At 72.0% G+C, this 14,301-nt stretch carries 13 protein-coding genes; 12 read left to right on the forward strand and 1 reads right to left on the reverse strand.

Annotation, left to right across the window (positions count from 1 at the left end; genetic code table 11):
• Window positions 1-159: 159 nt before the first annotated feature.
• The 7 genes from WFJ17_RS13370 (at window position 160) to WFJ17_RS13400 (ending at window position 6,957) form a co-directional block, all read left to right on the forward strand.
• The gene (locus WFJ17_RS13370; protein WP_336648680.1) at window positions 160-1,755 is read left to right on the forward strand and encodes a sensor histidine kinase; all 1,596 of its coding nucleotides are present in this window, start codon (window positions 160-162) and stop codon (window positions 1,753-1,755) included.
• Entirely contained in the window at window positions 1,752-2,900 is a 1,149-nt protein-coding gene (locus WFJ17_RS13375) for a hypothetical protein (RefSeq protein ID WP_336648681.1), read from the forward strand. The genes WFJ17_RS13370 and WFJ17_RS13375 overlap by 4 nt, the downstream gene beginning before the upstream one ends.
• 41 nt (window positions 2,901-2,941) lie before the next feature.
• Window positions 2,942-3,574: a tRNA (adenosine(37)-N6)-threonylcarbamoyltransferase complex dimerization subunit type 1 TsaB gene (gene tsaB / locus WFJ17_RS13380; protein WP_251445800.1), complete on the forward strand. Its 633-nt coding sequence runs from the start codon at window positions 2,942-2,944 to the stop codon at window positions 3,572-3,574.
• Window positions 3,575-3,656: 82 nt separating this feature from the next.
• Window positions 3,657-4,196 carry a ribosomal protein S18-alanine N-acetyltransferase gene (gene rimI, locus WFJ17_RS13385; protein ID WP_442927991.1) on the forward strand — a complete coding sequence of 180 codons (540 nt, stop codon included), beginning with the start codon at window positions 3,657-3,659 and terminating at the stop codon, window positions 4,194-4,196.
• Window positions 4,189-5,268, forward strand: coding sequence for a tRNA (adenosine(37)-N6)-threonylcarbamoyltransferase complex transferase subunit TsaD (gene tsaD, locus WFJ17_RS13390; protein ID WP_336648683.1), 1,080 nt, complete (start codon window positions 4,189-4,191; stop codon window positions 5,266-5,268). Before rimI ends, tsaD begins: the two co-directional genes overlap by 8 nt.
• Complete coding sequence (locus WFJ17_RS13395) at window positions 5,268-5,708, forward strand: hypothetical protein (protein WP_336648684.1); 441 nt, start codon at window positions 5,268-5,270, stop codon at window positions 5,706-5,708. Before tsaD ends, WFJ17_RS13395 begins: the two co-directional genes overlap by 1 nt.
• A gap of 4 nt (window positions 5,709-5,712) precedes the next feature.
• Complete coding sequence (locus tag WFJ17_RS13400) at window positions 5,713-6,957, forward strand: hypothetical protein (RefSeq protein ID WP_336648685.1); 1,245 nt, start codon at window positions 5,713-5,715, stop codon at window positions 6,955-6,957.
• Here the strand turns inward: WFJ17_RS13400 and WFJ17_RS13405 are convergent, their stop codons facing one another.
• Window positions 6,958-8,157 (reverse strand): class I SAM-dependent methyltransferase, encoded by a 1,200-nt coding sequence (locus WFJ17_RS13405; RefSeq protein ID WP_336648686.1) that lies wholly within the window; start codon window positions 8,155-8,157, stop codon window positions 6,958-6,960.
• Window positions 8,158-8,473: 316 nt separating this feature from the next.
• Here WFJ17_RS13405 and groES point away from each other — a divergent pair, with 316 nt between their 5' ends.
• From groES to WFJ17_RS13430, 5 genes are all read left to right on the forward strand, one after another.
• On the forward strand, window positions 8,474-8,770 hold the full coding sequence (groES, locus tag WFJ17_RS13410; RefSeq protein ID WP_045250571.1) for a co-chaperone GroES: 297 nt from the start codon (window positions 8,474-8,476) through the stop codon (window positions 8,768-8,770).
• 202 nt (window positions 8,771-8,972) lie between these two features.
• A complete protein-coding gene (locus WFJ17_RS13415; RefSeq protein ID WP_251445818.1) occupies window positions 8,973-10,118 on the forward strand; it encodes a hypothetical protein in 1,146 nt (381 codons plus the stop codon).
• Between the two features lie 79 nt (window positions 10,119-10,197).
• Window positions 10,198-10,404, forward strand: a complete 207-nt coding sequence (locus WFJ17_RS13420) for a hypothetical protein (RefSeq protein WP_251445821.1) — start codon at window positions 10,198-10,200, stop codon at window positions 10,402-10,404.
• Window positions 10,405-10,483: 79 nt separating this feature from the next.
• Window positions 10,484-12,361, forward strand: coding sequence for a dynamin family protein (locus WFJ17_RS13425; RefSeq protein WP_336648687.1), 1,878 nt, complete (start codon window positions 10,484-10,486; stop codon window positions 12,359-12,361).
• On the forward strand, window positions 12,358-14,019 hold the full coding sequence (locus WFJ17_RS13430) for a dynamin family protein (RefSeq protein ID WP_336648688.1): 1,662 nt from the start codon (window positions 12,358-12,360) through the stop codon (window positions 14,017-14,019). The genes WFJ17_RS13425 and WFJ17_RS13430 overlap by 4 nt, the downstream gene beginning before the upstream one ends.
• Window positions 14,020-14,301 lie beyond the last annotated feature (282 nt).

The raw sequence follows: 14,301 nt of genomic DNA on the forward strand, positions 1-14,301 counted from the left end.
GTCCGTCTTCCAGCGATGCTATGCGGCGCGATATCCCGGTTGAACCGCCTTGGGCCGTTCTTTGGATAACCTTGCGGAAGCGTTGAGCGGGCGGGCTCCGGAACGGGTCCGTGCGGCGCATCCGGCGCCGGCGTCGGGCCGCGCGGGGAGAGGATCGGCATGTCGCGCAGGGCGTCGATCTGGCGCTGGCAGCTCATCTTCGTCAGCACCACCGTGGCGATCGCGGTGCTCGTCGCCGCGCTCAAGCCGACCGTCTTCGCCACCCCGCTCTTCACCGCAGGACTCGTGCTGGCCCTGCTCACGACCGTCGTCGCACTCGTGCTGCCCTGGGACCGGATCCCGTCCGCCGCGATCCTCGCCGTTCCGATGGTCGACATCGCCGCGATCGGCCTCACCACCCAGGCCCCCGACATCCGGCTCGGCTTCCTCTGGGTGATCCCGATCACGTGGATCGCCACCTACTACTCGATGATCGCCGTCCTCGGGGGCATCGCGCTGATCACGGCGTTCCTCTTCACGGTCGCCAACCAGAGCGGGCTCTTCTCGGACGTGGTGCTGCGCGTGCTGATCACCGCGTTCTCGCTCGGCTTCCTGGGGACGACGATCCGGATCGGGGTGCGCCGCTCGCGCGCCGCGAGCAGGCTGCTGCGGCGCGGATCCGAGCAGATCGACCGGGTCGCACGCCGCGCGGAGACGCATGAGCGGCGCATGGCGCAGATCATCGACGCCCTCGGCACCGCCCTCGTCACGGTCGGCGAGGACGGTGCGATCCTGCGGATGAACGACGCCTACCGGCGGCTGTACGGGATCGACGCCGACGGGTCCGCCCTGCCGGCGCCCGCCGTGGAGTACGACGACCGGGAGGGGGATCCGGTGCCGATGCACCGGACCCTGCTCGCCCGCGCCGTGCGCGGCGAACGCCTCGACGGGGAGCGGGTCTGGCTCTACGACGCCGCCGGCGTGTGGCGGGCGCTCGAGGTGGACACGCTGCCGATGGCGGGCGACGCCGACCAGGGGGCGGTGGTGCTGGTCACGATCGACGACGTGACCGCCCGGCTGGCGGCGGCCGAGGAGCGCCGGCTGATGTCCGCGATCCTGACCCATGAGCTGCGCAACCCGCTCACGGCGATCGTGGGGCACGTCGATCTGCTGCTGGAACGGGCGGATCTGCCCCCGCGGATGGCCGACCAGCTCTCCGTGGTTGCGGGCGCCGCCGAGCGCATGCAGGATCTCGTCACGACGGCGCTGGACGCCTCCCGTCCCGCCGCGCGCGTGCTCTCCGAACCGGTAGACCTGCACGCGCTCGTGCAGGCGTCGGTCTCGTCGTTCCTTCCGACGGCCGCCGCCGGCCGGCGGCAGGTCACGGTCACCGGAGCCGCCACGCTCCTCATCTACGGGGATGCGTTCCGGCTGCGTCAGGTGATCGACAACCTGCTGAGCAACGCGGTCAAGTACACCCCGGCGGGAGGATCCATCGTGGTCTCGCTGGACGTCGCCGAGGACGGCTGGGCCGAGCTCGTCGTCGCCGACACGGGGGTCGGCATGGCTCCCGCCGACGTCGATCGACTGTTCCAGCCGTATTTCCGCAGCGAGCAGGCCGAGCACAGCGGCGTCCCGGGCACGGGCCTGGGCCTCGTCGCCGTCCGGGACATCGCGACCGCGCACGGCGGCACCGTCGACGTGCACAGCCGCATCGGCGAGGGCACCCGCATGCGCGTGCGCCTGCCGCGCCGCCCCGAGAGGAACGACGCATGATCTCCGTCACCGCCCCCATCGGCATCACCGTCAACACCTCCGCGACCCTGGTCGCGCTGGTGACGCTGTCGGCCGCGCTGGTGTTCGGCCTGGCCCTGATGCCGCGCCCGAGCAGGGCCACGATCACCTGGTCCGTCGGCTTCGGCGTCGCCATGCTCGCGACCTACGTCTGGGTGGCGGCCAACCAGTTCGACAGCGCTTCGCTGCGGGCGCTGTCGTCGGGGCTCATCGTCTGCTTCGAACCGCTGCTGTGGCTCGGGATCCGCTTCTACGCCGGCCGGCGGGCGTTCTGGCCCGCGGCGGTCGTCTACATCGCGATCGGGCCCGCGGCGCTCGCGCTCACGTCGACCACGGACGCGTATCCGGTCGTGTTCCGCATCGTGTTCTCGGCGGGCGCGGTGTTCGCGGGGATGTCCGCCTGGGAGCTGTTCCGGCTGCGGATCAGCGCCCGGGACGTGGTGATCCCGCTCGCCCTCGTGTCCTCGGCGTTCGTCGTCGTCGCCGTTTTCGGCATCGCGGCAGGGATCACCGGCGTCGGTTCCGCCCCCGGAGACGAACTGCGGATGCTGCGCGACATCAACGGCGTCGGCATCCTGCTCACCAGTCAGTGCGCCGCGATCACGATCGTGCTGCTCACCCGGGGGGAGACGCTGCTGCGCGGCGGGGGCAAGGGCGAGCAGGACGACCACGCGATCCTGCGCGCCCGGATCGCCCGCGCGAGCCGCCGCCAGGATCCGGCGTGGTCGCTGCTCGACGTCCGTCTCGACGATCCGGTGGACGTGCAGGACGCCCTGGGGCCGGCCGCGTTCGCGAGCATCGTCGCGGCGTTCCACGCGCATGTGCTGGATGCGCTGCCGGCCGCCGCCGACGTGGCGAGGATCGCGGATGGGCGGGTGCTCGTACTGCTGCCCGGCAGCGACGACGAGGTGCGGCGCCTGCTCCGGGCCCTGCTGACGCGGGTCTCCACGATCGAGGATCCGGGCCCCCGCGCGCCCCTGCGGGTCTCGGCGAGCGTCGGCTGGGCGGGCGTGCTGGATGCGGACTACGACCTCGAGGCGCTCACGTCGGCCGCCGCCGAGGCGTCCGCCCTCGCCCAGGCGCGCGGCGGGGATCGCTGGGAGCGGGCGGTCGTCGCCGCCCGGTGATCCGGGGGTGCCGCGCCGGGCGCACCGACTACCCTGGAAGGGTGATTCTCGGCGTGGACACCTCACTCGGCTCGGCCGTCGGCCTGATCGGCCATGACGGCCGCACTCTGGCCGAGGTGTCCCAGGGCGGGCACCTCGGGCACGCCGAGGCGATCGGGACGCTGCTCGAGCAGGTCCTCGCCGCCGGATCCGAGGACGAGGATCCGCTCACGCACGTCGCGGCGGGCATGGGCCCCGGACCGTTCACGGGACTGCGGATCGGGATCGCCGCGGCACGCGCCTTCGCGCTCGGCCGGGACGTCCCCGTGATCGCCGTGCCCAGCCACCACGCCGCCGCGCTCGCCGTGATCGAGGGCGAGCACCCGCCGCAGCACCCGTTCGCGATCCTCACCGACGCGCGCCGGCGCGAGACCGCGGTGACCGTCTACGAGGGCATCGACGTCGACGGGATCCCGCACGCCGTGGTCGACACGGTGCTCGTCCCGCAGGCCGACGTCGACCGCAAGCTGGGGGCGCTGCGCCGCTTCGAGGTCACCGGGATATCGGGGGCCGCGGTCGCCCGCGTCGCCCGCCGCGCGGTCGCCGCCGGACGCACGCTGACCGGATCCGAGCCGCTGTACCTGCGTCCGCCGGACGCCCTGGTGCCGGCCGCGCCCAAGAAGGTGGGCTCGTGAGGCCGCTTGCCCCGCACCGCAGCGCCGGGGCGGGAGGCGCCTCGTGATCCGCAATGCGACGGCGGACGACCTCGACGCGATCATGCTCATCGAACGGCGCTCGTTCCCGACCGATGCCTGGAGCGCCGAGATGATGGCCGCCGAGCTCGCGAGCCCGCACGGCCGTTACCTCGTCGACGTCGAGCCGTCCGCCGTGCCGGCCGACCGCGGGACCGTCGTCGGCTACGGGGGAGTGCGCGCGCTGCGCGGATCCGCCGACAGCGACATCCAGACCATCGCCCTCGACGCGGCGCACCGCGGATCCGGACGGGGCAGAGCGCTGCTGCGCGCTCTGCTCGCGGAGGCCGCGGAACGCGGCGCCCGCGAGGTGTTCCTCGAGGTGCGCGCGGACAACCCGGTCGCCCAGCGGCTCTACGCCTCGGAGGGGTTCGCCGAGATCGGCCGGCGCGCCGGCTACTACCAGCCCGACGACGTCGACGCCGTGATCATGAGGCTCGACCTGTCCGATCGCGACACGACCGTACTCAGGCTGGATCCGGCGGATCCGCGAGAATCGAACGGAATCATGCCGGAGAAGCGCATCGAGCCTGAATACGGCAACGCGGAGGGATCCGATGACTGACCAGCCCCTCGTGCTCGGGATCGAGACGAGCTGCGACGAGACCGGGATCGGCATCGTCCGCGGGCGCACCCTGCTGTCCAACACGATCGCGTCGAGCATGGACGAGCACGCCCGCTACGGCGGTGTGGTCCCCGAGGTCGCCGCCCGCGCGCATCTCGAGGAGCTGCAGCCGGCGATCGAGCGCGCGCTCGCCGAGGCGCAGGTGCGGCTGCAGGATCTCGACGCGGTCGCGGTGACGAGCGGCCCGGGGCTCGCCGGAGCGCTGATGGTCGGCATCGGCGCGGCGAAGGGGCTGGCGGTGTCGCTCGGCAAGCCGCTCTACGCCGTGAACCACCTCGTGGGCCACATCGCGGCCGACATCCTGACGCCCGACTCGGTGCCCCTGGAGTATCCGACGATCGCGCTGCTCGTCTCGGGCGGGCACACGTCGCTGCTGCACGTGCGCGATCTCACGACGGACGTCGAGCTGCTCGGCGAGACCGTCGACGACGCGGCGGGCGAGGCCTTCGACAAGGTCGCCCGGATCCTCGGCCTGCCCTATCCGGGCGGTCCGGAGATCGACAGGGCCGCCGTCGGCGGGGACCCGGCCGCGATCCGGTTCCCGCGCGGGCTGTCCCGCGCCTCGGACCTGGAGAAGCATCGCTACGACTTCTCCTTCTCGGGCCTGAAGACCGCGGTCGCCCGGTGGATCGAGCGCGAGGAGGCGTCGGGGAACCCGATCCCGGTCGCCGATGTCGCGGCGAGCTTCCGCGAAGCCGTCGTCGACGTGCTGGTGACGAAGGCGCTCGCCGCCTGCGCCGACCGCGGCGTCCCGCGCCTGCTGCTCGGCGGCGGAGTGATCGCGAACCGCCGGCTGCGCGAGGTCGCCCTCGCCCGTGCCGCCGAGGCCGGGGTCACCGTGCGCATCCCGCCGCTCTCGCTGTGCACCGACAACGGCGCGATGATCGCCGGCCTCGCGGCCGAGCTGATCTCGTCGGGCCGGCGTCCCTCGACGCTCGCGTTCGGGGCGGACTCGACGCTGCCCGTGACGGAGATCCAGGTCGCCGAGCGCGCCGGGGAGGCCGGGGCCTGATGGCGGAGACGGGCGGGAAGGATCCGGAGCGGTACACACGGCTGCCGACGGCGCCCGTGCCGGTCGGCGTCGAGAGCGGACCGCAGCTGGACAGCGGGATCGCGCCCGAGGAGCTGGAGCTCGACCGCGACGGCACGACCGTCGCGCACGAGGAGTGGCACCCCACGGACAGCACCGACGTCCCGGTGCCGGTGGCCGCCGAGCCCCGGCTCGCGCCTTGGGCGCTGCTCTCCGCCATCGTCGCGCTCTTCGCCTCGATGTTCGTCGGCTGGGGGATCCCGGTCGCGATCGTGTCGGTGATCGCGGCGATCATGTCGCTGCGCCGGCCGGACGAAAGCCGTGCCCTCTCGGTGTGGGCACTCGTGCTCGGGCTCGTCGCCACGCTGTACAGCGCGGGCTGGCTGGTCTGGGCCGCCTACCGGTTCGGCTGGATCGGGTAGCCGCATGCCGGATCCGGGCCTCGACCGCGAGCGTCGCGAGCTGGAGCGCCGCGCCTTCGCGCGCGAGGGATCCGGTCTGAGCGAGGTCGAGGCAGCGCGGCTCTCCGAGCTGCGGCGGGCCGACGCGCCGGCCCCTCCGCCGACGCCCGCGTCGGGAGGGCCCGCTCCGGCGCCGTCCCCGTCGGCGCCGCCTCCGCCGGGGGAGGCGCCGCCTCCGCCGGGGGAGTCGAGGGCGCGCGTCCCCGGGCCTGCGCCGGTAGAGGGTGAGCCGGCGATCACCGCGGAGCGCCCGGGACCGTCGCACAGCGACGCCGCGGATGCCGCCCCTCCGGGAGCGTTGAAGGAGGGAGCCGCGGGTGCGGCCGCTCCCGGCTCTCGCATCCTGTCGATCGGGCCGGGGAGGGCAGTCCGCGCCTGGCTCGCCACCGGCGCCTGGAAGCGCCCGCGCTTCGTCGTCGGTGGTCTCGCCGTGGTCCTGCTGGCGGGCCTGCTGGTGGGCTGGGCGATCCCGCGCCCGCCCGATGTCGGGCTCGCGCTGCGGGCCGGGGAGGGCGTGCGGGCGGCGGCGATCCTGAAGCTGCACGACGGCATCGATCCCGGAACCCTGCAGCTGCTCGCGCGCGATCACGACGGACTGCTCTGGTACGCGACGCAGGCGAACGGCATGCTGCGCTGCGCGATCCTCGATGTGCGCGGTTCCGCTCCGCAGCGCGAGTGCCAGACGGCGGAGCAGCTGCGGGACCAGCCGCTGACGGTCTCGCCGCGGACGTTCACCGACCAGCGCGACGGGTACCAGGGGACCCTGGCGATCGCGGGCACGGGCGTTCCACTGGGGACTCTGATGCGCTTCGAGGGGATGTTCTACGGCGCGGGTCTGCAGGATCCCGAGGAGCAGAGCGAGATGAACCGTCTCGTCGCCGAGAACGATTTCGCCTACGCCATGGTCGTCGGGCGCGTGGGGGAGACCCGGGTGTGGATCGGGGACGACGGCCGCGGGAACAGATGCATGATCGTGGAGGATCCGGATCCGCAGAAGGCCTGCAGCCGGAGCACGGTTGCGTTGGAGTTCGGCGCCGACGGCAACGCCGATCCGCCCCCAGAGAATCCGCCGCTCACCCTGCGGCTGCGCGAGACCGCAGCGCATCCGGCGCTCCGGCTCGAGTACTGGATGCCGTCGATGAGCGGCCAGTACCTCGTCATCACGCAGGACGACGCCCTCTTCTCCCGCAGCGACCGCAGCGCGGACTGATCAGACCCGGTCGGCGAGGAGCGCGTGCCGCTTGTCCCCGATCCGCACCAGGATGAGCGTCGCCTCGCCGGATCCGCGCAGGTTCAGCTTCTTGCGGAACGCGGCCGGATCCACGTCCACGCCGCGCTTCTTGATCTCGAGGCGCCCGATGCCCGCCTTCTTGAGGGCGGCGCCGATCGCCTTCGGGTTCATCGGCAGCACCTCGCGCACGCGGAACGACGCCGCGAACGGGCTGTCGGCCGGCGCATCGGACGTCAGATACGCGATGTGCGGATCCAGCATGCCGGCGCCGAGCCGGCGGGCGAGGTCGCCGATGAGGCGGGCGCGGATCACGGCGCCGTCGGGTTCGTGCACATAGGCGCAGAGCTCGCGCACCTCGGCGTCCTCGGTGTCGGCGGGGGCCGTGAGCTCGTGCGCGCGGTCGCCGCGGATCACGAGGGCCGCCCGGCGCACGCCCTCGCGAGCCAGGGAACCCGACCACAGCACGAGCTCGACGACGTCGCCGTCCGCGCTCACCCACTGGGCCTCGACGTCGGCGGGGATCGCGTCCCGGTCGTGGGCGGGTCCGAGCTTGATGCCGGTGGGCACGCGCTCGGCCAGCGCGAAGGCCCAGTCCAGCGAGGGGGAGTAGTCGTCCGCGGACACGCGACGGGTCTCGGAGTGCCCGGCCGTGCGCCGGGCCGGATCCAGCCACACCGCGGCGGCGCCGTCTCCCGCGACGAGGGATGCGTGGTCCTCGGCGAACCCGTGGCGTACCTCGACGTCGGATCCGAACGGCGCGAGGTTGTACGCCGCCAGCGCGGCGGTGACCTCGTCGGCGTCCACGGCCGTGACGCGCAGGCCCGCGCCGGCGAACGCCAGTGCGTCCCCGCCGATCCCGCACCCGAGATCCGACACGTGCCCGATCCCGGCGGAGCGCATCCGGCCCGCGTGACGCGCGGCGACGCCGAGCCGGGTGGCCTGCTCGAGGCCGGCGCGAGTGAACAGCATCCGGTCCGCGAACTCGCCGAACTTCGCCCTGCCCTTCGTGCGCAGCCGTGCCTGGCCGACCACGGCCGAGACGAAGTCGGGGGAGCGGCCTTCGGCGCGCAGGCGCAGGACCGCCCGTGCGGCCGCATCCGTGGATCCGATCTCGCCGAGCTCGTCGATCGCCCGCAGCGCCTCGGGCGTCAGCACGGTTCGCAGTTCGCTCATGTCCACGCGGTCCAGGCTATCGACGTCGCGCCCCGGGCCGCCGCCGATGAGGCCGTGCCGTGCGGTCGGCACGCGCCCCACCGCACCGGATCCTGACGAGTGCACGGGGAGTTCGCGTCCACAGGTCGTGCACTCGGCAGCAGGCCGTGCACTCATGGCGGAGCCCGTCTCCGGCCGCGAGTCCGGCGACCGGCGGTGCGCTCCACTCGCCCCCGACTGGCACTCTGATTGCGGGAGTGCCAGCGATGCGCCTAGACTGGCGTTAGCACTCTCGGGTTGAGGGTGCTAACGAAGTCTTGAACCGTCAAGAAAGAGGTAGACCGTGTCGGTTTCCATCAAGCCGCTCGAGGACCGCATCGTCATCAAGCAGGTCGAGGCCGAGCAGACCACCGCGAGTGGCCTGGTCATCCCCGACACCGCCAAGGAGAAGCCCCAGGAGGGCGAGGTCGTGGCCGTGGGCCCCGGTCGCATCGATGACAACGGCAACCGCGTTCCGCTCGACGTCAACGTCGGCGACCGCGTGCTCTACAGCAAGTACGGCGGCACCGAGGTGAAGTTCGGCGTCGAGGAGTACCTCGTGCTCTCGGCGCGCGACGTGCTCGCCGTCGTGGTGCGCTGAGTCCGCACCGACGTACCGAAGGCCCGGATGCCCTGCGCATCCGGGCCTTCGTCGTGCCCGGAGCATCCCCTACCGGTCCGTCGGGAGTCCCCCTGCGCCGACGGGGGAGGATGCGGGATCATCCCCGATGCCGCGATCGGCGCCGCGTCCCACACTCGTAGGACACGCCGCTTGGCGCCCACACGAACAAGGGGATTCGATCATGGCTTTGGAAGACAACATCAACGTTCTCGGCCGGCAGTGGAACGTGGGAGTCGCTGACTCCGGCAACGACAACTCCGACAACTCGGACAACTCGGAGAACTGGTCCCACAACGACACCGAGGTCGAGGACTCCTTCAACGACAACTCCGACAACTCCGACAACTCGGACAACTGGTCCCACAACGACACCGAGGTCGAGGACTCGTTCAACGACGACCACTCGACCAACGACTCGTACAACACGGACCACTCGTACAACACGGACCAGTCCGACCGCTCGGTGCACGACTCCGGCAACGACAGCTCGATCAACGCCGGTGTTCGGCAGTACAACGCTGGCTTCGGCGACTTCAACCTCGGCCTCGGCGGGGCCGGAGGCATGGCGGCGGCCGCCAAGCACGGCGGCGGCGGGGACACGGACATCGACATCGAGATCGACGCGCGCTCCACGACCACCGACCAGTCGGTCAACCAGAACATCTCGACCTCGTCCGGCAGCGGCGGCGCCGCCATCGCGGTCGGCGGAAGCGCCGACGGCGGCTTCGGCGGGCCGGCGCTCGCGGGGGCCGCGGGGGGCGACACGGGCTCGGGCGGTGCCGGCGGCAACAGCGGCAGTGCGACCGCGGGTGCCGGTGGCGACGGCGGTGTCGGCGGCCTCGCCAGCGGCGGCGACGGCGGCGACGGCGGTCCGGCGACGAGCGGCGGCACCGGAGCCGGCGGTGCGACGGGCGACGCCGGCGGAGCCGGAGCCGGTGCCTTCGGCGGCGGCGCCGACGGCGGCACGGGCGGCGACTCCGGCGCGGTGGGCGGGGGAGCGTACGGCGGCAACGTCGTGCAGTCCTTCAACCAGAGCGCGGTCACCGGGTCCGGGGATCACTCGGTCGCCGGAGGCGGCGACGTGACGATCCACAACATCGACACGGACATCTCGGTCGGAGACGTGTCGATCGGCAACACCTGGAACACCGACTCGTACAACCAGGACTTCTCGGACAACTGGTCGATCGACGATTCGTTCCAGGACAACTCGATGGTCGACGACTCCTACACGGACCACTCGAGCACCGATGTCGACGTCGATGTCGACGTCGATCACTCCAACGTCGGAAGCCCGTTCGGCGACGCGAACGAGTTCGACTTCTGACAGGACCCGTGCGCTGCCCGATCCCCCTTCCGGGTGGTCGGGCAGCGCACTACACTCCAGAGCACAGAGAGGGTGAGAGATGTCTGCGGATCCGGATGAGCCTCTGGGCGCCTCGGGCGGAGGCGGCCCCGCCTGGATGGACGGCCAGGACGATCCCTTCGCGAGCAACACCTTCACCGACGAGCTGGCCGGAGCCGATCAATCGGTGTGGGACATCGACTCCGACTTCTTCTGGGGAGATCCTCCTGCGGACGGGGACGCGCCCGACGCGGGCCTTCTGATGTGACCCGGTCCGATCGGCCCGCTTCGATCGCAGGCGGACCGCACAACCGAAAAGCCCGTCCAACCGACCGCAGGGGGGTCGCATGCCGGATGCAGGGGACGACTCAGAGATCGAGATCGCCGATGTCCTTCGCGAGGTCGGCGATCTCGCCGCGACGTCGGGGCGCGGGGACCTGCGCGACCGCCTCCTGCAGACGCAGCGGCGACTCGAGGATCCGGCGATCCACGTCATCGTCGTCGGCGAGTTCAAGCAGGGCAAGAGCAAGCTGATCAACGCGCTCGTCAATGCCCCCGTGTGCCCGGTGGACGACGACATCGCCACGAGCGTCCCCACCACGGTCGGGTATGCGGAGACCGCTGCCGCATGGGTCGTCGAACGGACGGACCCGGCCGGCAGCCCGGGGTCCGCACCGCGCCGCCGTGAGATCCCCTTGGCGGAGTTGGCCGATTACGTCTCCGAACGCGGGAACCCCGGCAATCAGCGCGGCATCGTGGCCGCCGAGGTGCAGCTGCCGAGGGAACTGCTGCGCGGTGGCCTCAAGCTGGTCGACTCGCCCGGCGTGGGCGGGCTGGAATCGGCGAACTCCCTCGCCACCCTGGCCGCGTTGTCGTCGGCGCACGCGGTGCTCGTGGTGTCGGACGCCTCGCAGGAGTACACCGAACCCGAGGTGCAGTTCCTCCGGCACGCGATGCGCATCTCGCCGAACGTCGCCGCGGTCCTCGCCAAGACGGACCTGTACCCGGAGTGGCGCCGGATCGAGGACATCGACCGCGGTCACCTGCACGACGTCGGGGAGGTGCCGCTCTTCGCGGTGTCGAGCGATCTGCGCCTACTGGCGGCCGAGACGCAGGATCGCTCGCTCAATGACGAGTCCGGGTTCCCGGCGCTGGTCGGACATCTGCACCGTGACGTGCTCGGCCGCGCGGAGCTCGTGAGCCGTCGCGGCGCGGTGCACGACCTGCGGTCCGTGGTGGACCAGCTCGGCATGTCGCTGCACGCCGAGCTGAACGCGCTGCTGCATCCGCAGGACACGCCGCGGATGATCGCGGAGCTCGAGGTCGCCAAGGCGCGCGCGGACGAGTTCCGCGGACGCTCCGCGCGCTGGCAGGTGACCCTGACCGACGGCATCGCCGATCTGGTCGCCGACATGGAGCACGATGTGCGGGACCGTCTGCGCCGGGTGCAGCGCGAGGCGGAGCGCGCGATCGACGAGGGCGATCCCGGTCCCATCTGGGACCAGATCCGGGAGTGGATCGATCAGCGCGTCACCGCGGGGGTCGCCGAGACGTTCGTGTGGACCGATGAGCGCGCGCGCTGGCTCTCCGAGGAGGTCGCCGAGCTCTTCAGCGCCGAGGAGGCGGACGTCCCCACCATCGATGTGAGCGACACGCGGGGGATCCTCGACGTGGTCGACGACATCGCCGGCCTCGAGGTCGGGCACCTGAACGCCGCCGAGAAGATGTACATCGGGGTGCGGGGCTCGTACGGCGGCGTGCTCATGGTGGGTCTCGCCACCGGGCTGATCGGCATGTCCCTGATCAATCCGATATCGCTGCTCGCGGGGGTGCTCGTGGGGCGCCGGGCCTATCGCGAGGACATGAACGCGCGCCTGAACCGTCGCCAGCAGGAAGCGAAGATGATCGTCCGCCGGCACATCGACGAGGTCACGTTCCAGGTCAGCAAGCAGCTGAAGGACCGGCTGCGCCTCGTTCAGCGCATCTCGCGGGACCACTTCGGCTCGATGGCGGAGGAGCTGCACCGTTCGCTGTCCGAGGCTCTCGCCCGGGCCAAGCAGGCGGCCGCGGCCTATACGGCGGACAACGACGAGCAGGTCGCCGTCCTGCGGGTGCGACTGGGCGAGATGGAGCGGCTGCGCGCCCTCATCCCCGAGAACGAACCGCCGGAGGGCGGCGACGTGCCCGCCGTGCGGCAGCGCGCGCAGCGCAGCGTGGCATCATGACCGTGATCGACGGCGAGCGGACCCGGAGCGAACCGGACGTGATCGCGCAGACCCGCGATCTGCTGCGGATCGCGCGGACCCTCTACGCCTCCGACCGTGCGGCGCTGGCGGCGCTGGACGCCATGCAGACGCGGCTCGACGAGCCGTTGCGGGTGGCGGTGGCTGGCATGGTCAAAGCGGGGAAGTCGACCCTGCTGAACGCCCTGCTCGGCGAGCGCATCGCGGCGACGGACGCGGGCGAGTGCACGCGCGTGGTCACGTGGTACCGCTACGCGCAGACCCCGTCGATCTCGATGCATCTGCGCGACGGGCGCACCGAGCGCATGCAGATCCGGCGCGATCACGGGCGCCTCGTGCTGGACCTCGGCGGCAGGGTCGCCGAGGAGATCGACTGGATCGACGTCGGGTGGCCGCTCGGCGGCCTGGAATCGCAGATCCTGATCGACACGCCGGGCATCGCGTCGTTGTCGCACGGCGTCTCCGCCCGCACGGCGCAGTTCCTCGCGCCCGAGCAGTCGGCCTCGTCCGCCGATGCGGTGATCTACCTCATGCGCCACCTGCACGGATCCGACATCCACTTCCTCGAGGCGTTCCGCGACACGGCGGCCGGTGCGGCTCAGAGCGTCTGCGCGGTCGGCGTCCTCTCCCGTGCCGACGAGGTGGGGTCGGGGCGGATCGACTCGCTGATGTCGGCTCGGCGCGTGGCACGGCGCTACGAGCGAGACGGAGAGCTGGCCTCGCTCGCCCTGGGGGTCATTCCGATGGCGGGGCTGCTCGCCGAGGGGGCACGCACGCTGCGGGAGAGCGAGTTCATCGCCTTGCGCGACCTGGCGGGACGGGAGCGGACCGACCGCGAGCGCCTGCTGGTCTCGGCCGATCGCTTCGTGCGGCCCGATGCGGACACGGATCTCAGCGTCGGCGTGCGACAGGACCTGCTGGCTCGCTTCGGGCTGTTCGGCGTGCGCCTCGCGGCCGCGGTGATCCGCGGCGGTGTGGCCGACTCCTCGTCCCTCTCCGCCGCGCTGGCCGAGCAGAGCGGACTGCACCAGCTCGAGGAGTTCATCGCACGCCAGTTCATCCCGCGTGCGCCGGCCCTCAAGGTGCGCGGCGTCATGATGCAGCTCCAGGAACTCGTGTCCGAGCGCCCGTGTGAGGGCGAGGAGCGGATCCGCGCCGGGATCGAGCGGTTCTTCGCCTCGGCGCACACGCTGCGCGAGCTCTCCCTGCTCGCCCTGGCCCGCACGGGCGCGCTGCCGTTGCCGGAGGCCGAGGCCGACGACGCCATCCGCATCATCGGCGGTGACGGCACCACGGCGGCGCTGCGACTCGGGATGGCGGAAGGGGCGTCGCAGGGCGAGATCCGCATCCGGGCGCAGCAGGAGAGCATCCGCTGGCGCAGCCTCGCCGCGGATCCGACGGCGGCACCGGACACGGCGGAGATCCGCCGATGCGTGGTGCGCAGCCTCGCCGGGATCGCCTCAGAGATCGGGGGCGCCCGTGACCTCAGGCCCGCGCCTGATGTCGTGCCGTCGGGCGGACCAGGCCATGGCGCCGGGGAGGACGCTGAACAGGAGAGCCAGCAGCACCAGCGCGGCCTGCGCCGCAAGAATCGGCTGCATGATCTCTCCCTGCGTTCCCAGCGCGACCCATTTCGGTGACATCACGACCAGCGCCGCCTGAAAGAGAAGCGTCACGAGCTGCCACCAGCGCACCTGCGGCCGGCGGGCCATGAACGACACCAGCAGCATGATCTGCGCGAACAGCGCTGCGACGATGACGGCGAACACCACCCAGAAGACGATGTCGGCGGCCGCGGCGTACGTCGTCGCGTCCCGCCCCGTGGCGGCCTTCTTCGCAGCATCGGCGATCTCGGGCAGCAGCTTCTTGCGGATCACGAAGAAGTACACCGTGGCGAACCCGCCGACGGCGAAGCTCAGGAT

It is taken from the genome of Microbacterium sp. MMO-10, assembly GCF_037148715.1.
Classification (GTDB): domain Bacteria; phylum Actinomycetota; class Actinomycetes; order Actinomycetales; family Microbacteriaceae; genus Microbacterium.